At 69.6% G+C, this 22,657-nt stretch carries 21 protein-coding genes and 1 pseudogene; 8 read left to right on the forward strand and 14 right to left on the reverse strand.

The window, feature by feature from the left end; all coding sequences use genetic code 11:
• Positions 1-976 precede the first annotated feature (976 nt).
• Entirely contained in the window at positions 977-1,624 is a 648-nt protein-coding gene (gmk, locus tag NR810_RS42600; protein ID WP_257461129.1) for a guanylate kinase, read from the reverse strand.
• Positions 1,621-2,499, reverse strand: coding sequence for a YicC/YloC family endoribonuclease (locus tag NR810_RS42605; RefSeq protein ID WP_257461130.1), 879 nt, complete (start codon positions 2,497-2,499; stop codon positions 1,621-1,623). Before NR810_RS42605 ends, gmk begins: the two co-directional genes overlap by 4 nt.
• Before the next feature lie 76 nt (positions 2,500-2,575).
• Between NR810_RS42605 and NR810_RS42610 the strand changes: the two genes are divergently transcribed.
• Positions 2,576-3,676: a glycosyltransferase family 9 protein gene (locus tag NR810_RS42610; protein WP_257461131.1), complete on the forward strand. Its 1,101-nt coding sequence runs from the start codon at positions 2,576-2,578 to the stop codon at positions 3,674-3,676.
• Between the two features lie 2 nt (positions 3,677-3,678).
• On the opposite strand, the gene NR810_RS52940 is transcribed toward NR810_RS42610, so the two are convergent.
• The 6 genes from NR810_RS52940 to NR810_RS42635 are packed head-to-tail and all read right to left on the reverse strand — an operon-like array spanning position 3,679 to position 8,866.
• Entirely contained in the window at positions 3,679-3,912 is a 234-nt protein-coding gene (locus NR810_RS52940) for a Trm112 family protein (protein ID WP_407653892.1), read from the reverse strand.
• 10 nt (positions 3,913-3,922) lie between these two features.
• Positions 3,923-4,414, reverse strand: coding sequence for an adenylyltransferase/cytidyltransferase family protein (locus NR810_RS42615; protein WP_257461133.1), 492 nt, complete (start codon positions 4,412-4,414; stop codon positions 3,923-3,925).
• Entirely contained in the window at positions 4,411-5,424 is a 1,014-nt protein-coding gene (locus NR810_RS42620; protein WP_257461134.1) for a bifunctional heptose 7-phosphate kinase/heptose 1-phosphate adenyltransferase, read from the reverse strand. The genes NR810_RS42615 and NR810_RS42620 overlap by 4 nt, the downstream gene beginning before the upstream one ends.
• A gap of 49 nt (positions 5,425-5,473) precedes the next feature.
• Positions 5,474-6,523: a tetraacyldisaccharide 4'-kinase gene (gene lpxK, locus NR810_RS42625; protein ID WP_257461135.1), complete on the reverse strand. Its 1,050-nt coding sequence runs from the start codon at positions 6,521-6,523 to the stop codon at positions 5,474-5,476.
• Positions 6,520-7,542, reverse strand: a complete 1,023-nt coding sequence (locus NR810_RS42630; RefSeq protein WP_257461138.1) for a glycosyltransferase — start codon at positions 7,540-7,542, stop codon at positions 6,520-6,522. The genes lpxK and NR810_RS42630 overlap by 4 nt, the downstream gene beginning before the upstream one ends.
• Positions 7,543-7,576: 34 nt before the next feature.
• Positions 7,577-8,866, reverse strand: a complete 1,290-nt coding sequence (locus NR810_RS42635) for a 3-deoxy-D-manno-octulosonic acid transferase (protein ID WP_257461139.1) — start codon at positions 8,864-8,866, stop codon at positions 7,577-7,579.
• Positions 8,867-9,084: 218 nt separating this feature from the next.
• Here NR810_RS42635 and NR810_RS42640 point away from each other — a divergent pair, with 218 nt between their 5' ends.
• On the forward strand, positions 9,085-11,388 hold the full coding sequence (locus NR810_RS42640; RefSeq protein WP_326522544.1) for a M4 family metallopeptidase: 2,304 nt from the start codon (positions 9,085-9,087) through the stop codon (positions 11,386-11,388).
• Positions 11,389-11,658: 270 nt separating this feature from the next.
• Here NR810_RS42640 and NR810_RS42645 read toward each other — a convergent pair whose 3' ends face one another.
• The 3 genes from NR810_RS42645 to NR810_RS42655 are packed head-to-tail and all read right to left on the reverse strand — an operon-like array spanning position 11,659 to position 16,486.
• Positions 11,659-12,828, reverse strand: coding sequence for a PHP domain-containing protein (locus NR810_RS42645; protein WP_257461140.1), 1,170 nt, complete (start codon positions 12,826-12,828; stop codon positions 11,659-11,661).
• Positions 12,825-14,603 carry an ABC transporter ATP-binding protein gene (locus tag NR810_RS42650; protein ID WP_257461142.1) on the reverse strand — a complete coding sequence of 593 codons (1,779 nt, stop codon included), beginning with the start codon at positions 14,601-14,603 and terminating at the stop codon, positions 12,825-12,827. The genes NR810_RS42645 and NR810_RS42650 overlap by 4 nt, the downstream gene beginning before the upstream one ends.
• Positions 14,603-16,486 (reverse strand): DUF4388 domain-containing protein, encoded by a 1,884-nt coding sequence (locus NR810_RS42655; protein WP_257461144.1) that lies wholly within the window; start codon positions 16,484-16,486, stop codon positions 14,603-14,605. Before NR810_RS42655 ends, NR810_RS42650 begins: the two co-directional genes overlap by 1 nt.
• Before the next feature lie 222 nt (positions 16,487-16,708).
• On the opposite strand from NR810_RS42655, the gene NR810_RS42660 reads away from it, so the two are divergent.
• Together NR810_RS42660 and NR810_RS42665 are read left to right on the forward strand one after the other, a co-directional pair.
• On the forward strand, positions 16,709-16,891 hold the full coding sequence (locus NR810_RS42660) for a hypothetical protein (protein WP_257461145.1): 183 nt from the start codon (positions 16,709-16,711) through the stop codon (positions 16,889-16,891).
• Between the two features lie 14 nt (positions 16,892-16,905).
• Positions 16,906-17,499 (forward strand): GNAT family N-acetyltransferase, encoded by a 594-nt coding sequence (locus NR810_RS42665; protein ID WP_326522545.1) that lies wholly within the window; start codon positions 16,906-16,908, stop codon positions 17,497-17,499.
• Here NR810_RS42665 and NR810_RS42670 read toward each other — a convergent pair.
• Positions 17,454-18,077, reverse strand: coding sequence for a DUF2378 family protein (locus NR810_RS42670; protein ID WP_257461146.1), 624 nt, complete (start codon positions 18,075-18,077; stop codon positions 17,454-17,456). The genes NR810_RS42665 and NR810_RS42670 overlap by 46 nt on opposite strands.
• Positions 18,078-18,302: 225 nt before the next feature.
• Between NR810_RS42670 and NR810_RS42675 the strand changes: the two genes are divergently transcribed.
• From NR810_RS42675 to NR810_RS42690, 4 genes and pseudogenes are all read left to right on the forward strand, one after another.
• A complete protein-coding gene (locus tag NR810_RS42675; protein ID WP_257461147.1) occupies positions 18,303-18,461 on the forward strand; it encodes a hypothetical protein in 159 nt (52 codons plus the stop codon).
• 44 nt (positions 18,462-18,505) lie between these two features.
• Positions 18,506-19,660, forward strand: coding sequence for a lipid-A-disaccharide synthase (gene lpxB / locus NR810_RS42680; RefSeq protein ID WP_257461148.1), 1,155 nt, complete (start codon positions 18,506-18,508; stop codon positions 19,658-19,660).
• 39 nt (positions 19,661-19,699) lie between these two features.
• The gene (locus tag NR810_RS42685; protein ID WP_257461149.1) at positions 19,700-20,404 is read left to right on the forward strand and encodes a polyprenol monophosphomannose synthase; all 705 of its coding nucleotides are present in this window, start codon (positions 19,700-19,702) and stop codon (positions 20,402-20,404) included.
• 8 nt (positions 20,405-20,412) lie between these two features.
• Positions 20,413-21,039: pseudogene (locus NR810_RS42690) on the forward strand (MarC family protein); the annotation flags it as partial.
• A gap of 26 nt (positions 21,040-21,065) precedes the next feature.
• Here NR810_RS42690 and NR810_RS42695 read toward each other — a convergent pair.
• Positions 21,066-21,512: a hypothetical protein gene (locus NR810_RS42695; RefSeq protein ID WP_257461152.1), complete on the reverse strand. Its 447-nt coding sequence runs from the start codon at positions 21,510-21,512 to the stop codon at positions 21,066-21,068.
• Positions 21,513-21,538: 26 nt separating this feature from the next.
• The gene (locus NR810_RS42700; protein ID WP_257461153.1) at positions 21,539-22,558 is read right to left on the reverse strand and encodes an OmpA family protein; all 1,020 of its coding nucleotides are present in this window, start codon (positions 22,556-22,558) and stop codon (positions 21,539-21,541) included.
• Positions 22,559-22,657 lie beyond the last annotated feature (99 nt).

Raw genomic sequence — 22,657 nt, forward strand, 5'->3', positions numbered from 1 at the left:
CCCTGGAATCGACTCACGCCGACTCGCTCCGGAGTGCCGCTTAGAATTGACTGCGGTTTCCGCAATCTGTCTTCTTGGGCTTGCTATTTGGTTTTCAAAGACCGAGTCGCTTGTTGCTGGGGCGACTTTCTGCTACGTTGTGTTTCTCAGCTGCACCCCATTCAACCTCGGGGGCCGCATTCTTTATTTCGGAGCGGCTTTTCTGTCAAGCGGCCGTTGCCGCTTCGCTTCACCGCTTCGCCTCGTTGGGAAGTAACATCGCGCCGGAGCGCTTTGTTTCTTCCTTTTTTCGAGGAGGGGCGCGGAACCTACTTCGCTTCCGCTTCCCGTGTCAACTCGCTTCGTCGACTCTCTTCTTCCCGCCAACCCGGCTTTGTCGCCAATGCGACTTTCGCCGTTTCGGAGGGCGGCGGCTTCTACCACCACCGCGTTGGGAGTCAACTCGCTTCGTCGACTTCGTATTTCGTCTGTCACTGCTTCGTCCGGGGGACTCCGTCGCCAGTGCGACTTCGCCTGTCCGTCCGAGGGGCGCGGCTTCTACCTCACCGCTCCGTGGAGTCAACCGCTCATTTCAGCCGGTCGGTTCCGCTCGACATGGGCTTTTTCAGCCGCACCGCCGAGATGCCCTGTATCTAGGACCGCGTTCAGAACTTGTCAACTTCATCGACCCGCTCTGTCCCGTTCAGGCTCGCTACCCCGCTCATCCTTCAGCGTGGAGACGCCAGCCTTCGGTCATATTGATGCTCAAAAGAACAGCCCCACGTCGCTGAAGTGTCACCGGTGTGACACCGCGCCGTCAGGTGAGGCGGCTTATCCACCAACTGATCAGGCGGCGCAAGCTCTTTCACCTGCACCGCTCTGTGCGCCCCACCCGGACTCACCGTCTCCGCGGCACATCCCGCAGTCAGCTCATCCAGCTCCGGTTCGAGGTGGTGTGGGGGAAACCACACCCGGCGCTCAAGACATTCCCTCGGGGTCAGCGCCCCGAGTCCGAGGTCCCAGGCATCTCCAACCGGAGTTTCGCGAGATCCACCCGCCCCCGCCTGCAGCGCTCGGCGATGACCACCGAGTGCAGGTCCTTATAGGCGCGCTCGAAGTCGTCGTTCACGATGATGTAGTCGTAGGTCGCGATCCCCCGCTCGATCTCCGAGCGAGCCGCCAGCATCCGGCGGCGGATGGTCTCCTCGGAATCCGTCCCACGATCGCGCAGGCGCCGCTCGAGCTCATCCATCGAGGGCGGCAGGACGAAGGCAAGCACCGCGTCGGGGTGCTTGCGCTTGATCGCATGCCCGCCCTGCACGTCGATGTCGAAGATGGCCACGCCCCGCCGTGCCCGGGCCTCCTCCACCACCGCCTGGGAGCTCCCGTAGAAATGGCCGTGGACCTCGGCCCATTCGACGAACTCGCCCCGCTCGATCCGCTCCTGGAAGGAAGCGACATCCACGAAGTGGTAGTCCACCCCGTCTTGCTCCCGGCCTCGCGGCTTCCGGGTCGTGACGCTGATGGAGAAGATGGCGTCCGGCAGCTCGCCGAGCAGACGGCGCGCCAGGGTCGTCTTTCCCGTCCCCGACGCAGCGGAGAGGACGAGCAGGATGCCAGGCTGGAATGGAGTGGGCTCGCTCATTCGACGTTCTGAACCTGTTCGCGGATGCGCTCGACTTCTGCCTTCATCGACACCACTCGCGTGGAGATCTCCGCGTGCTGGCTCTTCGAGCCCGTGGTGTTCACCTCGCGGTGCATCTCCTGGACGAGGAAATCCATGCGACGGCCCGACGGCTCGCTCCCCGCTATCAGCTGACGGAACTGCTCGAGGTGACTCGCCAGCCGGGTCATCTCCTCGGCAATGTCCGTCCGCTCGGCGAACACAGCCACCTCCTGCGCCAGTCGCTGCTCGTCCACGGAGATGCCACGCGCCAGCTCGGCCACCCGCTCGGCCAGCCTCTGCCGGTACTCCTCCACCGACCGGGGCGACAGCTCCGCCACCTCCCGGCTCCAGCGCTCGATGAGCCCCAGCCTGGTTTCCAGGTCGGCCTGGATGGCCCTTCCCTCCACCTGGCGCATCTGCTCCAGCGCGCCCAACGCCTGTGCCAGCGCCTCCTGTACCGCCTTCGAGGCCGACTCCACGTCCATGCCCCGCTCCTCCAGCCGCACCACGCCCGGCTGGTTCGCGACATGGGCCCAGCCCACTTCGATCTGATCCCCGAGCGCCCCAGCGACCTCCCGGAAGGCCCGCGCGTACTCCCTCGCCAGCGCCACGTCCACCACCGGCACCGTCCCGGCCGCCGTCGCCGTCTGACGCTTGATGAAGACCTCCACCGAGCCGCGGGCGAGCCGGTCCTTCACCTGCTTCACCACCACCGACTCCAGCGCCGCCAGCTCCCTCGGAAGCCGTGCCTTCACCTCGCAGAACTTGTGGTTCAGCGAGCGCAGCTCGACCGAGAACTCCTCGTCTCCTACCCGGGCGCGTCCCGCGCCGAATCCCGTCATGCTCTTCAGCATTGGCGGCTTGCTAGGCGCTTCCGGCCAACAGGTCAAGCCACCTGCGCGAATCCTCTCTGCTATGGTCCGCCCCCCGATGGTCTGGCACAAGCGGCTCGAGTCCTGGGCGAAGCTGGCACTCGCTCTCGTGGCCTCCGTCCTCCTCTGGCGCCCTGGTCGCCGGCGGAAGGCCGGAGCGCCCCTCCCCTCCCCCAAGCGCGTCCTCCTCGTCCGTATCGACAACCGGGTCGGCGAGGCGCTCCTCACCACCCCCCTCCTCAGCACCCTCAAGGCCTCCCCCCAACCCCCGGCGGTCCACGTCCTCGTCCACTCCAAGGTCGCCCGCGTCCTCTCCGGCCACCCCCACGCCGACCGCATCATCCCCTTCGACCGGCGGCTCATCTGGCTCGGCGCGCTCGCCCCCGGCATCCGCGCCCTGCGCCGCGAGCGCTATGACGTCGTCGTCGACTGCGCCAACTGGTCCACTCCCTCCGTCACCTCCGCCCTCATCTCCCGCCTCGTGGGGCCTCGTGCCATCGTCATCGGGCCCCGCCAGTGGCCCATTCATTACCTCCACTCGATCTCCGTCCCCGCCCGCTCCGATACCCCTCGCGAGGTGATACAGCGCGTCCATCTGCTCGATCCCCTCCTCCAGGGCCCTCCCCATGAGCTGATGTCCTTCCGCGAGCCCCAGGTCAGCGATTCGTTCCGCGCCTGGCTCGAGGCGGGCTCCGGCTCTCCCCGCGCCGTCGTCAACCCCGGCGGGCGACTCGGCTGGCGCCGCATTCCTCCCGAGGCCTTCGCCTCCGCCGCTCGCGCATTGATCGCCTCCGGCCGTACACCTGTCGTCACCTGGGGCCCCGGTGAGGAGGAGCTCGCTCGCGCGGTCGTCGCAGCCGCCCCCGGCGCCGTGCTCGCTCCCCCCACCAGCATCGACGAGCTCGCCGCCCTCATGCGCTCCGCCGGTCTCACCGTCTGCAACAACACCGGCCCCATGCACCTGTCCGTCTCCCTCGGGACTCCTACCCTCGGACTCTTCCTCCGCATGGACATGGCTCGCTGGGGACACCCCCATCCTCCCCACCGCATGGTCGACCTGACTCCCGTGGTCGACTCGGGTGGCGATCTCGAGGCCCGTGTCTTCGAAGAGGTGCGGGCCTTCGCCCAGGGGTTGGCCGCGCAGGTCTCCGCCCAGTGAGGTCAGTAGCGGCGCGCCGAGGCGTTCAACAGCTCTGGTACTGAGTCCCTGATCGGGTACGCCAGACGGCAGTGCTCGCAGTGCAGCTCGTCCTCGGACCCAGGGGTTGAAGCGCGAAGACCCTCACCCCAACCCTCTCCCAGAGGGAGAGGGGGCTTTCCTCGGGATTGGAACACCAGTGCGCCCTTGCAGCTGGGACAGGCCAATGTCGCGAGGAGTTCGTCGGGGAGCCTCATGCTCGCGCTCCTACTTCGTTCCTCGCTCCGACTGCAGCCTCTTCGCGAGCTCCGTCGTGCTGTGGTTCTTTGGATCTCCCGCCACCGCTACACGTCCCCCGTAGGCTCTTACCTCGTCCGCCTCGGGAATCGTGTCCGGCGTGTAGTCCGTCCCCTTCACGTGCACGTCCGGCTTCAGCTCCCGGATGATGTTCCTCACGTTCGGCTCATCGAACACCACCACCCGGTCCGTACACGCCAACGCCGCCACCATCTCCGCCCGCTCTCCCTCGGGGATGTGTGGTCGGCCCGGCCCCTTGTACGCCCTCGTCGAGGCGTCCGAGTTCACCGCCACCACCAGGTAGTCCGCCAGCTCCTTCGCCCCCTCCAGATAGCGCACGTGCCCCACGTGGATCAGATCGAACACCCCGTTGGCCAATGCCACCGTCTTCCCCTCCGCCCTCCAGCGCTCGCGCTGCTCCACTACCTCCGACAGCTTCCCCACCTTGTGGCTCGTATTCACCGCGCACTCCTCAGCTCGCCCAGCAGCTCGTCCCTCGCCACCGTCGCCGTGCCCAGCTTCTGCACCGCCAGTGAGCCCGCCACGTTCGCCAGCCGCGCCGCCGCTCCGAAGCTCCCCCCCGCCGCCAGCCCCAACGACAAGGCCGCGATCACCGTGTCCCCTGCCCCCGTCACGTCCACCGCTTCCTTCGCTCCGTGCACCGGGATCATGTCCACCCCTCCCTTCGCATCGAAGAGCGCCATCCCGTGCCGGCCCCGCGTCACCAACAGCGCCTCGCACTTCAACCGGCGCACCACCTCGTGCCCCGCCTCCACCAGCTCCTCCTCCGTCCTCAACGCCCGGCCCACCAGCGCCTGCAACTCCGGCTCGTTCGGCTTGCACACCGTCACCCCGGAGAACGCCATCAGGCTGTACCGGCTGTCCACGCACACCGGCAGCCCCTCCGCCGCCAGCTTCCGCAGCGCCTCGCGCATCTCGTCCCCCACCACCCCCGCCCCATAGTCCGACACCACCACCGCGTCCGCGTCCTTCGCCGCCTCCTCCACCCGCTTCACCAGCGCTCGCCTCAGCCTCGGCGGCAACGGCCCCCTCTGCCCCCGGTCCAGCCTCAACATCTGCTGCCGCGTCGTGCTCAACCCGCCCGCCAGGATGCGCGTCTTCGTCTCCGTCTCCACGCCCCTCGCACTCACCGCGCTCAGCTCGATTCCCGCTTCGTCGAACAGCTTCCGCAGCGCCCGCCCCATCTCGTCCGCCCCCAACACCCCCACCGCCGTCACCTGACCCGATAGCGAACGCACGTTCGCCGCCACGTTCGCCCCGCCCCCCAGCTTCACCTCCGAGGACTCGTGACGAACGATCAGCACCGGCGCCTCTCGGCTCACCCGGTCCGTCTGGCCGTAGATGTAATGGTCGGCAACCAGATCCCCCACCAGCAGCACCCTCCGGCGCGCGAAGGCCAATGGAAGCTGGGCCAGGGTGGGAGTCGCTCGGGCGGGCAGGACGGCAGCCATGGCGGCGCGTTGTCCCACAGCAGCACCCCGCCGACAAGCCGACCTTTTCCTACCCGAGCCCGAGCGCCCGCCGGAGGTGCGACTCTCCCTCCAGCACCTCCACCCCCAAGCGCACCGTCCACGCCTCGAAGCCCCCAGGCAGCCTCACCCGATCCTTCTCCGTCGTCACCACCCTCGCCCCCAGGCTCGCCGCCCGCGTGCCCACCTCGTGCAGCTCCCGCTCCGTGAATCGGTGGTGGTCCGGGAAGAAGGCCGTCCCCCTCACCTCGGTCCCCAACTCGCCCAGCGTCCTCAGGAAGCCCTCCGGCCGAGCAAGCCCCGCCAGCGCCATCACCGGTCGTCCCGATAGCGCCTCCGGCGGATGCGGCGTCCCCGAAGGATCCACCCACGCCGTGGGCCGATAGCGCGTCCTCACTCGCGGCGCTGGCAGTGGCGGCAGCTCCGGCCCCGGCGTCGACGCGGCTCGCACCCAGAAGAGCGTGGCCCGGCCCAACCCCGAGAGCGGCTCCCTCAGCGGGCCTCTCGGCAACATCCTCCCATTGCCAAACCCCACCGCCTCGTCCACCACCACCACGTCCTCGTCCCTCGCCAGCTTCCGGTGCTGGAATCCATCGTCGAGCAGCACCACCTCCAGCCCGAACTCGTCCCTCGCCCGGCGCGCCAGCTTCCGCCGATCCGCTCCCACCAACAGCCTCGCCTCCGGGCAACGGCGCGCCAGCAACAGGGGCTCATCCCCCGCCTCCTCCACCGACGGCAGCGGCCCCTTCCCCGTGAAGGTGAGCGGCTCCTTCGACTCCCTCCCGTACCCTCGCGTCAGGATTCCCACCCGCCTCCCCTCCCTCACCAGCAGCTCCGCCAGGTACAGCACCGCCGGCGTCTTCCCCGTCCCTCCCACGTTCAGGTTGCCCACCGACACGACCCGCACCCCCTCCACCCGCTCTCCTCTCCACACGCCCGCGTCGTAGAGCGCTCCCCTCAGCCTCACTCCCGCCCCGTATCCCCAGGCCAGCACCTCCAGTGGCGCCAGCAACGCCCGTCTCCCCCAGGGCTCCGCTCTCCCCGGGTAGAAGACCCGCTCGATGGCCGTCGGCTCGCTCACCGCTCCGCCCTCGCCTGCTCGTACAGCGCGAGCATGTCCTCCGCGATCCTCGCGTTGCTCGGGTGCGCCACCAGCGCCCTCTCCCCCGACTCCGACGCCGCCAACACCGCCTCCGGCGTCGGCTCCTCCACCAGCGCGTCCGCCAGCGACGGCAGGTTTCCCTCCGCCACCGCCACCACTCGCACCCCGCAGGCCCTCGCCTGCACCGCCGCTCTCGCGCTCCAGTCGTTCCCCAGGCCCAGCACCCAGACCTCGTCCAGTGCTCGCAGCCAGCGCGCGAACGCCTCGCCTCGCTGGTAGCCCGCGAACGTCACCGCCTCCTCCAACCCCATCGCTCGCACCTGCTGCCGCACCGGCTCCAGCAACTCTCCATCCCCCACCAGCACCAGCCTCGCCCCCGCGTGCGCCTGCCGCAGCTTCGCGAAGGCCTCCACTCCCACTCCGTGCCGCCGTGACGCCTGGAAGGTCGACACCATCCCCACCAGCGGCGCCCCCGTCAGCCCCAGCTCCCTCCGCAATGCCTCGCGATCCTCCGCCGGCCTGAACATCCCATCCACCAGCGGAGGGAGGACCCTCACCCGATGGCCCAGCAGCCGTGTCACCAGTGACGACGCCGGCACCGTGTACGCGTCCGCGTACGGCAGCGACGCCCTCAGCGACCTCGGCGCGTGCACCGAACGGATCAGCACCGCTCTTCTCGGTCTCGCCCACCTCGCCACCAGGTGGTCGTGCGTGAAGTGCGTGTGCACCACGTCCACGTCACGGGCCCTCAGCCCTCGCATGTCCTTCCAGATCCCCCACGGCGGGGACTTCACCGAGAGCTCCAGACCGCCCTCATCCAACAGGCCCAGCGTCTCGAGGCGCGGTACCGCCGGCTCCTCCGCCGCTACCTCCGTCCTCCGGCGATCCACCGCCACCGTTACCTCGTGCCCCTCCTCGCGCTGCGCCAACGCCAGCAACGCCACGTTCTCCGCGGGACCACTCCAGAAGGGACTCGCGAGCAGGTGGAGGATTCTCATGGCTCTCAGGTCTCCATCACGGTCACGCCTACCCTCACCCCGTCCCTCTCCCGGAGGGAGAGGGGAGGATTCGTGCCATCTGATCCACGTTGCGCTGGCTCGCTCCGGAGATCTGTCTCACCGTCGCCCTCGCCAACTCCCCCAGCGCCGTCACCGTCTCCGGCTTCGCCAACAGCTCCGTCATCACCCGGTACAGATGGTCCGCGTCCTTCACCTGGATCCCTCCCCTCCCCACCAGCACCTGCACGCTGTCCCGGAAGTTCTCCATGTGCGGCCCGAACAGCACCGGCTTCCCCTGCCCCGCTGGTTCCAGGATGTTCTGGCCCCCTCTCTTCGTGAACGACCCTCCCACGAACACCAGCGTCGCCAGCCTGTACGCCCTCGACAGCTCTCCAATCGTGTCCAGCACCACCACCCGCCCTCCCTCCTCGTTCCCCTTCGACCGCAGCCCCGCCCCCAACCCCGCCTCCTTCGCCAATGCCACGATCCTCCCCGCCCTCTCGATGTACCTCGGCGCGATCACCAACCGCAGCTCCGGGTGCGCCCCCAGCAGCCTCCGGTACACCCCCAGCAGGTGCTCCTCCTCCCCCTCGTGCGTGCTGCCCGCGATCCACACCCGCTCCCCTTCCTTCAGCCCCAGCGCGCTCCGCAGCGTCTCGTCCTCCCTCCCCACGTCCGCCGCCGCCAGCGCGTCGAACTTCGTGTTCCCCGTCATGAACACCCGCTCCCGCGGCGCCCCCAGCCCCAACACCCGCTCCGCCTCGTCCTCTCCCCTCATCAGGAACAGATCCATGTCCCTCAGGGGATTGCCGATGAGCGAGAACAACAGCCGGTACTTCCCCTGATGCGCCGGGGAGAAGCGCCCGTTCGTCAGCGCCACGCGCACCCCCGCCCTCCTCGCCGCCCGGATGAGGTTGGGCCAGATCTCCGTGTACTCGAGCACCAACAGGTCCGGCTGGATGGCCCGCACCGCCCTCCTCGTGGCTCCCCACAGGTCGTAGGGCGCGTACACCACCCCGTCCACCTGCTTCGCCAGCCGCTCGCGCCCCATCATGTAGCCCGAGTTCGTCATCGTGGAGAGCACGATGCGGCACCCCGGGAAGCGCTCCCTCAGCGGTCCGAACATCGGCGAGAGCGCCAGCAGATCCCCCGCGCTCGCCCCGTGCATCCAGATCGTCGGCCCCGGCCCTCGCGGCGGCAGCTCCCCCTCCGCGTAGAAGCCCAGCCGCTGCCGCAGCCCGTGCCGCGTCTTGCGGTGCAGTGACAACACCGGAAAGAGCACGGCGAAGAGCAGATAGCTGGCGAGGATATAGAGGAGGCGCATGGGGACCCGGGCCGCGGACCCTCTACCAGATGCACCCCCGTCCCGCAGCACGCTCCACCGCTTCCACCCACACCACCCCACTCACGGCCAGAGCAAGATTTTCTCACCTTTTGTGAAAACGGTAAAAACGCAATTTATCAGCAATCCTTGAAATGACTGTCCTTTTTTGGCACACTGCTTCGCGTCCCTGAGGCAACAGGGACACAGGAGGCAGCACAGTGGAGAATCGGATCCGCGGAGTCATTGGAATCGCGGCCCTGTCGATGATGATGGGTGCCTGCAACGAGAACACCGCCCCTGCGGGCGACAAGCCGGCGGGAGTGCGGACGCTGGCCTCGGCCCTGGGCAACAGCAGCACCGTCGTGGATGCGGAGAAGGACGGCACCGCCCGGTTCATCACCGGCGAGCTGGGCACCCTGCCCGCGTCCCTGTCCGCCGAGGCCGCCCTCACCGCGGACCTGGCCCCCGCGCTGGCGAGCATCGCTCCCCAGTTCAAGCTCGAGACGAACAACCTCATCCTCAAGCGCGCCTACGCCGACCGGCAGGGTGACCTGCACTACCGCTATGGCGTGCTCCACAACGGGCGGGCCATCATCGGCGGCGAGCTGCGCCTGCACGCGCGCAACGGGAAGATCTTCGCGGCCAACACCAACGTCCGCGGCGACCTGGCCGGCCCCGAGAAGGCGTCCGTGGCCCCCGAGGCCGCCATCAGCGCGGCGGCCGAGGACCGCGCCGCTCCCCAGGGTGCCCGCGTCGAGGGTGAGCCGTCGCTCTCCTACTTCCGCGCTGGCGACAAGCTGGTCCTCGTCTACGAGGTCCGCCAGAAGGGTGAGCAGGCCGACGGCACCCCCGTGGATGACTCGGTGCTCGTGAACGCCGTCGACGGCTCCATCGTCGAGCGCATCTCGCACGTGCACACCGCCCTGAACCGCAAGCTGTACGACGGCAAGACGCTGTCCACCCTGCCGGGTACCCTGGCGCGCTCCGAGGGCGAGGCGCCGGTCGCCGACGCCGTGGTCAACACCAACTACGACCACCTCGGCACCGTCTACAACTGCTACAGCAGCCTGTTCGCCCGTGACTCCATCAACAACGCGGGCGCCACCCTCATCAGCACGGTGCACCACCGCGTCAAGTACGTGAACGCCTTCTGGGACGGCACCCAGATGGTGTACGGCGACGGCGACAACGTCACCGCCACCAACCTGGCCAACTCGCTGGACGTGACCGCCCACGAGCTGACCCACGCGGTGACGGACAACGAGTCGGACCTCATCTACTCGGGTGAGTCCGGCGGCCTCAACGAGTCCATGTCCGACATCTTCGGCGCCGTGTGCGAGTGGTACGGCGACGGCAAGGTCGTCAGCGACCGCACCTGGCTCATCGGCGACGACGTGTGGACCCCGGCCACCCCGGGTGACGCGCTGCGCTACATGGCCAACCCCACGCAGGACGGCGACTCGCTCGACTACTACCCGGACTACGCCTCGGGCGTGGACGTGCACTACAGCTCGGGCATCTCCAACCTGGCCTTCTACCTGCTGAGCCAGGGCGGCACGCACCCGAAGGGCAAGACCACCCAGGCCGTCGCGGGCATCGGCATCGAGAAGGCCGCGCAGATCTTCTACAAGGCCAACGCCGACATCATGACGCCGAGCACCACGTTCGAGCAGGCGAAGATCGCCACCGAGCAGGCCGCTCAGCAGCTCGGCTACGACGCGGCCACCATCGCCTCCGTCTCCAACGCCTGGAAGGCCGTGGGCGTGGGCGTGCCCGTTCCTCCGCCGGTCAACACCCCGATCGAGAAGAACGTCCCGGTGACCGACGTGTCCGGTACCAAGGGCTCCAAGCAGTACTACAGCTTCACGGTGCCCGAGGGCGCCACGGACCTGACGGTCAGCATCAGCGGCGGCACGGGTGACGCGGACCTGTACCTGCGCTTCAACAACGCGCCGACCACCACCCAGTACGACTGCCGTCCCTACAAGTCCGGCAACGCGGAGTCCTGCGTCGTCGCCGCTCCGTCCCAGGGCACCTGGTACGTGATGCTCAACGCCTTCAGCGCCTACACGGGCGTGACCCTGTCGGTGACCTGGAAGGGCGGCTACATCCCCATCGAGGAAGGCGTGAAGCTCTCCGGCCTCTCCGGCGTCGCGGGCTCCGACCAGGTCTACAAGCTGCCGGTGGTGACCTCGACGAGGGCCAACACCCGCACCGACCTCTACGTGATCATCTACGGCGGCAAGGGCAACGCGGACCTCTACGTGCAGAACGGCTCGGCCCCCAAGGCGTACGAGTACGAGTGCCGCGGCGTGAGCGAGCACAACCTGGAGATCTGCCGCATCAAGGGCGTGCGCGACGGCAACTACTACATCCAGATCTTCGGCGCGAAGGGCGGCTACGAGGGTCTCAACCTGGTGGGCAAGACCACGACGGTGCGCGTGCGCCCCGGCCACCACGACCGGGATGACTTCGGCGGCATCGGTGATCTCGCCGGCCTGGGCATCAACATCAACGACTGATCGCAGCTGACACGGAGCCGGGGGCGAAGCGTGGCTCCCGGACCCGGATTCACCCTCGGGTGACAAGGGACACCGCGCCGATGCTGGGCGGCGCGGGGGTCCCAACCTGAAGGGGCTGTACCAAGAACGGCTGCTCCCGAGTTGTTCCGGGGGCGGCCGTTCGACTTTGCGGGCCATGGGCCACGGCACGGTGGGGAGGACGGGGACTACACCCTCACCCTTTCCCTCTCCCAGAGGGAGAGGGGTGGATGCGCGGGTAGCCCCCCTGGTTCAGGGGGCTTCGCTTCTTGGGAGCACTCGCACCGGGCTCGGGACGATCCAGGGTCGCCACGTCGTGCCGAAGAAGCTCCCCGGTGCCCGCCCCCAGACCTCCACCTGCACCGCTCCTTCCTCCACCAGTTCCACCGACCGGCCATCCGGTCTCAGCCTCCCCGCCCCCCAGACCTCGAGCCGCACCTGCTCTCCCGCCTCCGGGGGGAGTTGCACGGTGAGCACCTGGCCCACCCGAGCCTCCCGTCGCTCCGCGTCCAGGCCCTCCAACGCGAAGCCCTCGGGTTCGCCCAGCGCCCGGAAGGCGCACACCGCCCTTCCACTCGCGAGCCCCTTCACCACCACCTCGGCCGCGGCGCGCGGCTCCTTCGGTAACACCGGGGGAATGCCTCCCTCCGAGGGCGGCAGGTACACCGCCAGCGCCCGGAAGACGTCCTCGTAGCGCGGCAGCCCGTGCGCGTCGTGCGAGCACAGCGCCACACGCGGCTTCTCCCGCTCGAGTTCCAACAGCCGCGCCGTGGACTCGGGTTGCGGCTCGACGAGCAGCATCACCCCGTGCACCGGCTGGCCGAAGGACGCCCCCACCGCCGGCAGCAACCGGCTGAACGGGTGGCGCAGCGCGTCCCGGAAGAACGTGTCCGCGGAGTAGAGCTCGAAGCCATCCGCCCGCCTCGCGGCCTCCTCGTGCCGCCAGGGGTTGCGCTTCTGCACCGGGTGCGCGAGCACGCTCACCCCGCCCGCCTTCTCCACCGCCGCCTCCGCCTCCCCTCCGTCCATCCACGGCCGCACGCCCTCCAGCGGCTGCCTCATGCCGAACGCCACCAGGTGGCCGTGATCCGTCGAAATCTCCACGCCCGGCACCAGCAACACCCCGTCCATGAAGACGGGCTCGCGCGGTGCGAAGTCGTTGTGGTCCGTCAGCACCACGAAGCGCAGGCCCGCCGCCTTCGCCGCCGCCGCCACCTCCTCCACCGTGCCCCTCCCGTCCGAGCGCGTCGTGTGCACGTGGAAGGCCCCTCGCACCCACTCGGGTGCGCCCTCCTGGCGCGGCACCACCGGGTACTCGGCGAAGGAGGCCGCCAGCGTGAAGAACCCCGCCACCCCCAGCAACAGCAGCACCAGCCCCAGCAGCGCCCGGAGCAGCTTCCCCACCACCGCCGACGCCTTCACGCCGCGCCCCGCTCCGGCGCCGTCTGCAGCGCCCACAGCCGGGCGTAACGGCCTCCCGCCTTCAGCAACTCCTCGTGACTGCCCCGCTCCACCACCCGTCCCGCCTCCACCACGCACAGCAGGTCCGCGTCCACCACCGTCGACAGCCGGTGCGCGATGACCAGCGCCGTCCTCCCCGGCAGCACCGCCGCCAGCGCCGCCTGCACCTCGCGCTCGCTCTCCGGATCCAGGCTGCTCGTCGCCTCGTCCAGCACCAGCACCGGCGCCCTCGACAGCACCGCCCGCGCGATGCACAGCCGCTGCCTCTGCCCTCCGCTCAGCTTCACGCCCCGCTCCCCCACCCGGGTGTCATAGCCCTCGGGCAGCGCCCGGATGAAGCCGTCCGCGTTCGCCACCCGCGCCGCCTCCTCCACCTCCTCGCGCGTGGCTTCCGGCCGCGCATAGCGCAGGTTGTCCAGCACGCTGCCCGAGAAGAGCAGCGGCTCCTGCGTCACCAGCGCGAACTTCGCCCTCACGCTCGCCGCCGTGTAGCGGTCCACGTCCACCCCGTCGAAGAGGAGCCGTCCCTCCTGGGGGCGCTCGAAGCGCAGCAGCAGCTGGGTGAGCGTGCTCTTGCCTCCACCGCTCGGCCCCACCAGCGCCACCACCTTCCCCACCGGCAGCTCCAGCGTCAGCCCGTCCAGCGCGCGTCGATCTCCATAGGAGAAGCGCACGCCCTCCACCTGGATGCCCTTCTCCAACGCCGGCGCGGCCGTGGCCCCCGGCGCGTCCTCCACCGGGTGCTTCAGATCCAACAGCGAGAAGAGCCGCTCCCCCGCCGCGCCCGCCTGCATCGCGAACTGCGTCACCCGGCCCAGGTCCTTCACCGGCTGGTACACGAGAATCACCGCGGTGAGGAACGACAGCAGGGACTCGGGCTCCATCGCGTGGGTGGCCGCCGCGTAGGCCAGCGCTCCCGCGAGCGCAGCCGCCGCCAGCACCTCCATCACCCCGGGCACCCCACCCCGCGCCCACGCGGCCTTCACCAGGGCCCGCTCGTGTGCCGTCGCGTGCGCCGAGAAGCGCGCCAGCTCCGCCGCCTGCCCGTTGAAGGCCTGGATGGTCCGCATGCCGCCCAGCCCCTCCTGCAGCTGCCCCGCGAGATGACCGAGCTGCACCTGCCCCTCGCGCGTGCCCTTCAGCGCCTTGCGCGTCAGCCTCGAGGCCGGCAGTGCCGCCAGCGGCAGCACGCACAGCATCAACGCGCCGAGCATCGGACTGAGGGACAGCGCCACGCCCGCCAGCACCACCACCTGGAACGAGTCCCGCAGGTACGAGCCCACCGTGTACATGGCGGCCACCTCCACCGCCTGCACGTCCGCGGAGAAGCGGCTGAGCAGATCTCCCATCCGCTCGCGCGACAGCTGCGCCGGAGACAGCGAGGTGAGGCGGACGAAGAGCGCCCTCCTCACGTCCGCCGCCACCTTCTGGGCGAAGTAGCCCATGAAATAGAACTGGCCGAGGTACCCCACGCCCTTCACCACGCCCACCGTCACCACCACCACCGGGAAGCCCCAGAGCGCGGCCTCGCGCGGGAGGCTCGACAGCCAGGGCACCGGCTGCGCGCCCCCGAAACCCTCCGAGCCACCCGACAGCAGGAAGCGCAGCGCCGGCCCCATCAGGTACGCGTACGCCCCCGTGGCCAGGCCCACCACCGCCATGCACGCGAAGGCCGCCACCAGCACGCCCACGTGCGGCCGGGCGAACCCCAGCAACCTCCACAACGACTTGTGCATCACCGACCTACTTTGCGCAGCGCGGCCTTCGCGAGCTTCGCGTTGGGGTTGAGCTCGAGCACCTTCAGCAGCTTCTTGCGTGCCCCGGATTCGTCACCCATCTCGCTGTCGATGATGGCCGAGATGATGATCGCCCGCTCCAGGTACGCGTTGAGCGAGAGCGCCTTGCGCAGCACCTTCTGCGCCGCCTTGGCCCGGTCCTCGCGCGGCCCCGTGCCCGCCAGGAACGTGGCCCACGCCAGGTACGAGTAGTACTCGGGCTCCTGCGGGTTGAGCGTCACCGCCTCCTCGAAGTGGATCAGCGCCGAGCGGTACTGCTTGCGCTTCAGCGCCGCCTCGCCCCGCCGCAGGATGATCTCCGCGTCCACGTTCACCGTGGTGGAGCGCCCCACGTCCATGCGCGACATGAGGTACTGCAGGTACGCCTTGCGCTTCTCCTCCACCGACAACACCCGGTAGGCCGCCGACAGCTTCTCCTGCACCGAGTCCAGCAGGTCCTTCGTCTCCGAGGTGTCGAACTCGGCGTAGCTGTCCGGGTGGAAGCGCGTGGCGAGCTCGTGGTAGGCGCGCTCCACGGCCTCGGAGTCCGCGGCGATGTCCAGCCCCAGGCAGCGGAAGTAGCTGCCGGTGATGATCTTCACCGCGCCCTCGCGCAGGGACGCCTCCGTCTCCGGCGGCAGCGGCTTGCGCTTGCGCGGAGCGATGGACTCCGGCACGGCCACCACCTCGCCCGGTCCGGTCGCCACCGGCACCGGGGAGAAGCTCATGCAGCCCGTCAGCTTGAGGAACCACAGCAGCGAGTACCCGCGCCGCAGATCCCCTCGCCCGTGCGCCAGCAGGTCTCGCAGCGCGATGCGCCCGTTCACCTGCATGGCGATCTTCAGGTCCTCCGTGTTCATCCCCAGCGCGCCCAGATCCCTGCCGAACTCGGGCGTGCGCACCGGGAACTCCGCCTGGTGCGAGCGCAAGGGGGCCGCCATCACCTTCAGCGGCAGGGCCCGCCGCGCTCCATCGAGGATCGGCGCCAGCGCCGGCGTCTCCACCGTGGCCACCTCGGCCTGGAACTCCTCGCCCGGGTAGAAGGCGTAACGGCCCTCGCGCATGCCGATGACCTGGGCCAGCCGGTCGCTCGTGTAGTCGCGCAGCAGCTGCAACAGCTCCTCGCCCGCCGCCTCCACCCCGGCCTCGGCCAGCGCCGCGCCGATGCGCAGACCCGAGCCCAACGCCTGCACCACCCGCTCCGCCTGCGTCTCCGTCACCACCTGGCGCTGCAACAGGTAGTTGGGCAGCGCGTCCTGCCTCGCGCTGGAGTCGTAGTTCACCGCGCCGCCCCGGGCGAAGAAGACCCGCCGCGTGAGATCGCGGTACGCCACCACCAGCACGCCATCGCGGCGCAGCCGGTACAGCGACACCAGCAGCGCCGGCAGCGGGAAGCCCTTGAGATCTCCACTCACCACCGCCGGGCGCGCCAGCACGGCCCGCACGCCCTTGAGCGGAACCTCGTTGCGCGTGGAGGTGCTCGCCAGCGACTGCAGCTTGCCCACCAGCTCGCCCGGCTTGAGCGGGTCCGCCACGTAGGCGTTCACCTTGAGATCCAACACCGCCGCCACCCCGCGCGCCCGGCCCAGGTGCCCCTTGTCGATGGCCACGATGGGCACGCGCGCCCCCTGGCTGTGGTTGCGGATGAGGTGGCCCACGTGCGCTCCGTCCAGGCGCGGCATGTCCACGGCCACCACCACCATGTCGGGGTTGTCGGCGACGAAGTGCTCCATCGCCGAGCCGGGGTCGCTCACCGCACGCACGGTGAACCCGGCCTGAGACAGCAACCCGGTGAGGTGCTCCAGAGTGGGCGGATGGCTCTCGGCCAGAAGAAGCGTCTTCAAGGGCCGCCGAGTGTACACATTCGGCCCGCGTGCATCAGTCAGGAATCTCGTCCGCCCGCCCTCCAGCACGCCCTCGCGCGGCGGTGCGACTCGCCCGGCTGCCCGGCGGGTGGAGCGCCTTCTCTCCGGGAGTGAAAGAGTTCAGGCAGACCGTCTCCCGAGGGGGTGTGACCTCCTTGAAGCGGCACCAGAGCGCCCCCACCTTGGCGGTGGAGGTGGCCCATGGCCCAGGAAAGATCCGACGTCTTCGAGAGAGAGGGAAAGCCGCCCGTTCGCGATGAAAGGCAGGCCCAGTCCGACGAGGCGAAGCAGGACCTTCAGCGGCAGGCCCGCGAGAGCGAGAATCCGAAGCATCCGGGCGAGGCCACCTCCGCCGAGTACGAAGGCAAGGAGCCGAGCGACTGAGTGATGAGGTCTCGATGAAGACGGACACGACGTGGCGCGGCTACACCCTGCGCCGGGCCCGGCCCGAGGAGCTGGCCCGGTTGCCGGAGCTCGAGCACCTCGCCGCGCAGCAGTTCCTCCAGTCAGCGCATCCCTTCATCGCCCAGGCGGGCGCGCAGACGCTCGAGCAGCTGCGCGAGTACCAGCGGCAGGGCGGCGCGTGGGTGGCCGTCGCGGCGGACGGGGAGGTCGCCGCCTTCGCCCTCAGCAAGGAAGTGGATGGCACGGCCTACATCGCGGAGATCGACGTGCACCCGGCCCACGCGCGCCAGGGACTGGGCCGGGCCCTCTTCGAGGTGGTGCGGCAGTGGGCGCGAGAGCAGGGCTACCGGACCGTGCTGCTCACCACCTTCCGGGACGTCCCCTGGAACGCACCCCTCTACGAGCGCTGGGGCTTCCGCGTCATGCGGGACGAGGAGGTGGGCCCCGGCCTGCGCGCCATCCGCGAGAACGAAACGCGAATGGGACTCCCCGCCGCGAGCCGCGTCTGCATGGAGCTCGCACTGGACAGCCCGCCCCGCGCTCACTCCCAGGAGATGTCGAAATCGCAGTCCAGCGGCCCCGTCTGACGCCCGAGTACCTTCATGGGGCGGGGGTTCCCCAGCTCCAGCACGGACAGCATCAGCCCCTCGTGGAAGGGATGGGGCATGATGACATTCCTCAGGGAGATGCGAGCGCTCGTGGGCCCCATCCACGCCAGGGACTGCTCACCAAAGCTCACCGAGACCCGGTAGGCCGCGAGCACGGCATCCAGACGGCTCCTCATGTCCCCCGTGCGCATCATCGACAGGGCCTTGCCCGCCGCGGAGCCCTGGAGGTCCGCCATCGCCTGCCTCCCGAGCACTCTCAGCGACTCCTCGACGCTCCCGTACCGCTCCGCCAGGGGAAACAGCACGGCGGAGACCATCCGGAGGTACGTGACGACGGGATAGCTGAAGAAGTCGACGAACTTCTCCTCGCCCCCCGCCGCCAGGCAGCGCTTCAGCTGCTTCTCGCAACCGAGCCCCCCGACGAACCGCACCAGGCCGTTGCAGAACACGCCGCGGAGGGTGTCCTCGGGCTTCACCAGGGTGACCCGCCGCGCGAAGTCCCGCGCCCAGAACTCGGCGGATCGACCCGCCACCGGGGCCTCACTGTCCTGGTACATCAGTCACCCCCTTGGTCACGAGACAGAAAGCCCGATCACTCCCAATACCGGAGCAACCGGAAGCGTAGGGAAACGCTTCCATGTCCGGGCCCGGATGTCGATCCCGCGCCCGAACCTCCGCCCCATTCTTCTCAGAACATGAGAACAGTCCAGGTCCAAATACAGCCTCCGCGCGACCCGCGAGCGACTGGTGCATCTGGAGAGGCTCCTCACACCCGAGCGCCCATGCCCTCCTCCCTCCAGCACATGCGGCTGGCCCTGCTGCTCCTGCTGAGTGTGTCCTTCGCTGCCCAGGCGGCCGAGGTGACTCCCGAGTCCTTCCTCGCCACGCACAGCTCACCGCCCGGCTGGTGCCCGCCCCCAACAGCGTGGGGCTCATGCTGACGTGGCCGTGAGCGGCGCTTCGGGTAGGATGCGCGCCGCTTCCCATGTCCCCTGCCCCCCAGATTCTCGTCGTGGCCGGCGAGGCGTCCGGTGACGCCCACGCCTCCGAGCTCGTCGCCGCCCTCAAGGCCCGCCGTCCGGACCTCACCTTCTTCGGCATGGGAGGCTCGCGCCTCGCCGCCCAGGGCGTGGAGCTCCTCTACGGCGCCCACGAGGTCAACGTCATGGGCATCACCGAGGTGCTGCCCAAGATTCCACGCATCCTCCAGGTCATGGGAGGGCTGGCCCAGGCCGCCGCCGAGCGCCGCCCCGCCTGCGCCATCCTCGTGGACATCCCCGACTTCAACCTCCGGCTCGCCGCCCGCCTCAAGAAGCTCGGCATCCCCGTCGCCTACTACGTCTCGCCGATGATCTGGGCCTGGCGCCGCGGCCGGGTGAAGACGATCGCGAAGCTGGTGGACCGGATGCTCTGCATCCTCCCCTTCGAGGAGGACTTCTACCGCGAGGCCGGTGTCACCGCCCGCTACGTGGGCAGCCCCGTGGTGGAGCAGGTGCCCTCCCCCGCCAGCGCCGCCGCCTTCCGCCAGAAGCTCGGGCTGCCCGTGGAGACCCCCACCCTCGCCCTGCTGCCCGGCAGCCGCATGAGCGAGATCCGCCGCATCCTCCCCGCCATGGTGGGGGCCGCGAAGCAACTGGTGGCCGAGCGCCCCGGGCTCCAGGTCGTGGTGCCGGTGGCGCCCACCATCCCCCGCGAGGAGATCATCTCCCGCTTCGAGGGCAGCGGCGTGCAACCCGTGCTGGTGGAAGGCAAGGCGCCCGAGGTGGTGGGCGCCAGCGACGCGGCCATCGTGGCCTCGGGGACGGCGGCCCTGGAGGCGGGGCTCATGCAGCGCCCCTTCGTGGTGGTGTACCGCGTCTCGCTCGTCACCTACCTCGTGGGCCGGCTGATGCTGAAGGTGGCGCACGTGGCCCTCGTCAACCTGCTGGCCGGCCGCCGCGTGGTGCCCGAGCTCCTCCAGGGCGACATGACCCCCGAGCGCATCGCCGGTGAAATCCGCCGCTTGTGGGTGCCAGGCACACCACGCGAGGAGATGCTCCAGGGGCTGGAGGAAGTGCGCACCCGGCTCGGGGCGCACGGGGCCGCCGACCGGGCGGCCGAGTCGGTGCTGGAGCTGCTCCCCCCCACCGCGAAAGTCTAGAGGCGGATACCCCGCCGCTCTGGTATGTCCCGCCGCGCGATGAATCCAGCGCTGGTCTGCATCCCCACCTACAACGAGCGGGACAACCTCGAGCCCATCACCCGAGCGGTGCTGGCGGCCGATCCCCGCGTGGACATCCTCGTCGTCGACGACAACTCCCCGGATGGAACGGGGAAGCTGGCCGACGAGCTGGCGGCGAAGGAGCCGCGCATCCGCGTCCTGCACCGCGAGAAGAAGCAAGGCCTGGGGCGCGCCTACCTCCATGCGTTCCGCGTGGCGCTCGACGCGGGCTACACGTACATCCTCGAGATGGACGCGGACTTCAGCCATGACCCGCGCTACCTGCCCACCTTCCTGGACACGGCGCAGGGTGGCGCGGACCTGGTGCTGGGCTCGCGCTACGTGAGCGGCGGCGGCACCGTGAACTGGGGCGTCGGCCGGCAGATCATCAGCCGGGGCGGCTCGCTCTACGCGCGTTCCATCCTGGGCGTGGGCACGAGGGATCTCACCGGCGGCTTCAAGTGCTTCCACCGGCGGGTGCTCGAGTCCATCGACCTGGAAGCGGTGAAGAGCACCGGCTACGCATTCCAGATCGAGCTCACCTACCGCACCCTGAAGAAGGGCTTCACGGTGAAGGAAATCCCCATCGTCTTCGAGGACCGCCGCGTGGGGCAGTCGAAGATGAGCCGGAAGATCTTCCTCGAGGCCCTGACGATGGTGTGGAAGCTGCGCCTCACGGTGTAGAGGGGCGTATGTCCGAGCAGCTGTCCCTGTTCCTCGTGTCGCTTCCGGCGGTCCTCTTCGTGGTGGACCCGATCGGCGTGGTGCCCATCTTCCTGGCGATCACTGCGGGGGACTCGGAGGAGAAGATCCGGAGCACGGCGCGGCGCGCGTGCGTGGTGGCGTGCTCGCTGCTGCTCTTCTTCGCCGTGTTCGGCGGCGTCATCTTCAAGGTGTTCGGCGTGTCGCTGGGCGCCTTCCGGGTGGCGGGCGGCATCCTGCTGCTCATCACCGCGCTGGACATGCTGAGGGCGAGGCCCTCGGAGACGCGCACCACGCCGTCCGAGACGCAGGAGAGCGTGAAGAAGGAAGACGTGGCGCTGGTGCCGCTGGCGATGCCGCTGCTGGCGGGCCCGGGCGCCATCGCCACGGCCATGGTGCTGATGGCCCGCGGCGGAGAGGATCTGCTGTCCGCCGTGCCCGTGCTGGTGGCGATCGTGCTCACCTTCTTGACGAGCTACTTCGTGCTGCGCGCCGCCGGCTTCGTGCAGCGCGTGCTCAAGCAGTCGGGCGTGGCCATCCTCGAGCGCGTGATGGGGCTCATCCTCGCGGCCATCGCGGTGCAGTTCATCGCGGACGGAGGGAAGGACCTGCTCCGGGAGAAGGAGGAGCCGGTCCGGACGTCTCAGAGGCCCGAGGCCACCCAGCCGCCGCCGTCGTCCCTGCTCACCGCGCCCTTGGCCTCCCCGCCCAGCGACAGCTCATTGGGGGCCGCGAGCTGCGCGTCGTAGATGTAGCCGTTGCCCCGGGGCTGGAGGAAGAGCACCACGGCCTTCATGGTGATGTCCTGCACCGCCCGGTAGTTGGCGCCGCCGCACGTGGGATCGCCCTGGAAGAGGCGCTCCAGCATGCCCTCCTCGGGCCGGCGCACGAAGACGAGCACCTGCGCGGGCCCGTCACTCCCCTGCGACGCCAGCTGCGACAGGAGGCCCTGCGACACCTGCTCGCGCATGAGCGTCTGGACCAGCTCGCACTTGCCGGCTTCCTCGGCGGGGTTGATGAGGGCCTGGGGCGAGTGCATGCAGCCAGTGGCGGCGAGGGCGATCAGGGCGGGTGGCACGAGTCGCTTCATCCGTCGGGTCTCCTTGGAGGGGGACATCACAGCTTCCGCCACTGAGGCGGAAAGGGGGTGGAGGAAAGGGCCGGGGGCTCCACGGCCAGGATGTATTCGGCGCGCCGGTTGCCGGGCTCGTCCGTCTCGTCGGGAGTGGCCACGCGCGGGGCCTGCTCGCCGAAGCCCTCGTAGAAGATGGGCAGCTTGAGACCCTTCTTGCGCAGGTACGCCGCGATGCCGCGGGCGCGCTTCAGGGACAGCTCGCGGTTGGATGCCGTCTCCCCCACCGTGTCGGTGTGCCCGAGGATGTAGAGGCGCATCTGCGCCAGGCGGCCGTAGCGCGACACCGCGTCGGCGATGAGCGCGTAGCTGGCGTCCAGCTTGCGCCGCTCCGCCGCGGGCACCTCGGCGCTGCCGGAGGCGAAGTTGATGTCCTCGTGGGGAATCTCCACCCGCCAGGGGAAGAGGTCCACGATCGTATAGAACTCCGAGGTGTCGAAGGCCTTGATGGAGATGCTCAGCACCCGGCCTTCCGCCGCCGGCCAGGTCACCTCGAGCGGCGTCCCGGCGGGCGCGTTCTGGAAGGGCACCTCGCCGTCGAAGGCCTTCTTGCCGGTGTCCATCAGCACCGTCACCTGCGCGCGAGACGCGGGCCGGGACAGCTTGAAGCGCAGCTTGCGCCCCGCCACGTCCACGTCCTCCGGCGCCACCGTCAGCTGGGGAGGCCCGAGCAGCTCCGCGTCGAAGGACAGCGGCATCGAGGCCTCCTGGGAGTCCGGGAAGCGCACCACCAGCTCGCCCTCGTAGTGGAAGCGGCCCTCGGGCTGCTCCAACGAGAGGGTGCGCGTCACGCCCGGCTCACCGCCGCCCTTCACCCGCACCTCGTGGCCGTCACCCCGCTTCAGCTTCAGCTCGAAGCCGGCGATGGGCTCGTCGATGTGCACCTGGAGAGCGGGCAGCCCCTTGCCCACGGCGGCGCGGGGCTGGAGCGACACGCGCACCGCGTCGGCGAACGCGCACAGGGGAGACAGGGTGAGGCACAGCAGCAGCAAGCGGGAGTTCATGCGGGGTGGTCACCTCCGGGCCGAGGCACACCCTGTCCGGGACGCGTCCCTCGTGCAACGCGAACCGGGGTCGGGTCCCGGAGCAGTGTCCAGGAACAG

The sequence above is a fragment of the Archangium lipolyticum genome, from assembly GCF_024623785.1.
In the GTDB taxonomy this organism is placed as follows: Bacteria; Myxococcota; Myxococcia; order Myxococcales; family Myxococcaceae; genus Archangium; species Archangium lipolyticum.

What these genes read in the sequence shown, in the direction of transcription:
- gmk (WP_257461129.1), bottom strand. Translation starts at nt 1,624, where the DNA reads ATGAGCGAGCCCACTCCATTCCAGCCTGGCATCCTGCTCGTCCTCTCC.
- NR810_RS42605 (WP_257461130.1), bottom strand. Translation starts at nt 2,499, where the DNA reads ATGCTGAAGAGCATGACGGGATTCGGCGCGGGACGCGCCCGGGTAGGA.
- NR810_RS42610 (WP_257461131.1), top strand. Translation starts at nt 2,576, where the DNA reads ATGGTCTGGCACAAGCGGCTCGAGTCCTGGGCGAAGCTGGCACTCGCT.
- NR810_RS52940 (WP_407653892.1), bottom strand. Translation starts at nt 3,912, where the DNA reads ATGAGGCTCCCCGACGAACTCCTCGCGACATTGGCCTGTCCCAGCTGC.
- NR810_RS42620 (WP_257461134.1), bottom strand. Translation starts at nt 5,424, where the DNA reads ATGGCTGCCGTCCTGCCCGCCCGAGCGACTCCCACCCTGGCCCAGCTT.
- NR810_RS42630 (WP_257461138.1), bottom strand. Translation starts at nt 7,542, where the DNA reads ATGAGAATCCTCCACCTGCTCGCGAGTCCCTTCTGGAGTGGTCCCGCG.
- NR810_RS42635 (WP_257461139.1), bottom strand. Translation starts at nt 8,866, where the DNA reads ATGCGCCTCCTCTATATCCTCGCCAGCTATCTGCTCTTCGCCGTGCTC.
- NR810_RS42650 (WP_257461142.1), bottom strand. Translation starts at nt 14,603, where the DNA reads ATGCACAAGTCGTTGTGGAGGTTGCTGGGGTTCGCCCGGCCGCACGTG.
- NR810_RS42660 (WP_257461145.1), top strand. Translation starts at nt 16,709, where the DNA reads ATGGCCCAGGAAAGATCCGACGTCTTCGAGAGAGAGGGAAAGCCGCCC.
- NR810_RS42665 (WP_326522545.1), top strand. Translation starts at nt 16,906, where the DNA reads ATGAAGACGGACACGACGTGGCGCGGCTACACCCTGCGCCGGGCCCGG.
- NR810_RS42670 (WP_257461146.1), bottom strand. Translation starts at nt 18,077, where the DNA reads ATGTACCAGGACAGTGAGGCCCCGGTGGCGGGTCGATCCGCCGAGTTC.
- NR810_RS42675 (WP_257461147.1), top strand. Translation starts at nt 18,303, where the DNA reads ATGCCCTCCTCCCTCCAGCACATGCGGCTGGCCCTGCTGCTCCTGCTG.
- lpxB (WP_257461148.1), top strand. Translation starts at nt 18,506, where the DNA reads ATGTCCCCTGCCCCCCAGATTCTCGTCGTGGCCGGCGAGGCGTCCGGT.
- NR810_RS42685 (WP_257461149.1), top strand. Translation starts at nt 19,700, where the DNA reads ATGAATCCAGCGCTGGTCTGCATCCCCACCTACAACGAGCGGGACAAC.
- NR810_RS42695 (WP_257461152.1), bottom strand. Translation starts at nt 21,512, where the DNA reads ATGAAGCGACTCGTGCCACCCGCCCTGATCGCCCTCGCCGCCACTGGC.
- NR810_RS42700 (WP_257461153.1), bottom strand. Translation starts at nt 22,558, where the DNA reads ATGAACTCCCGCTTGCTGCTGCTGTGCCTCACCCTGTCTCCCCTGTGC.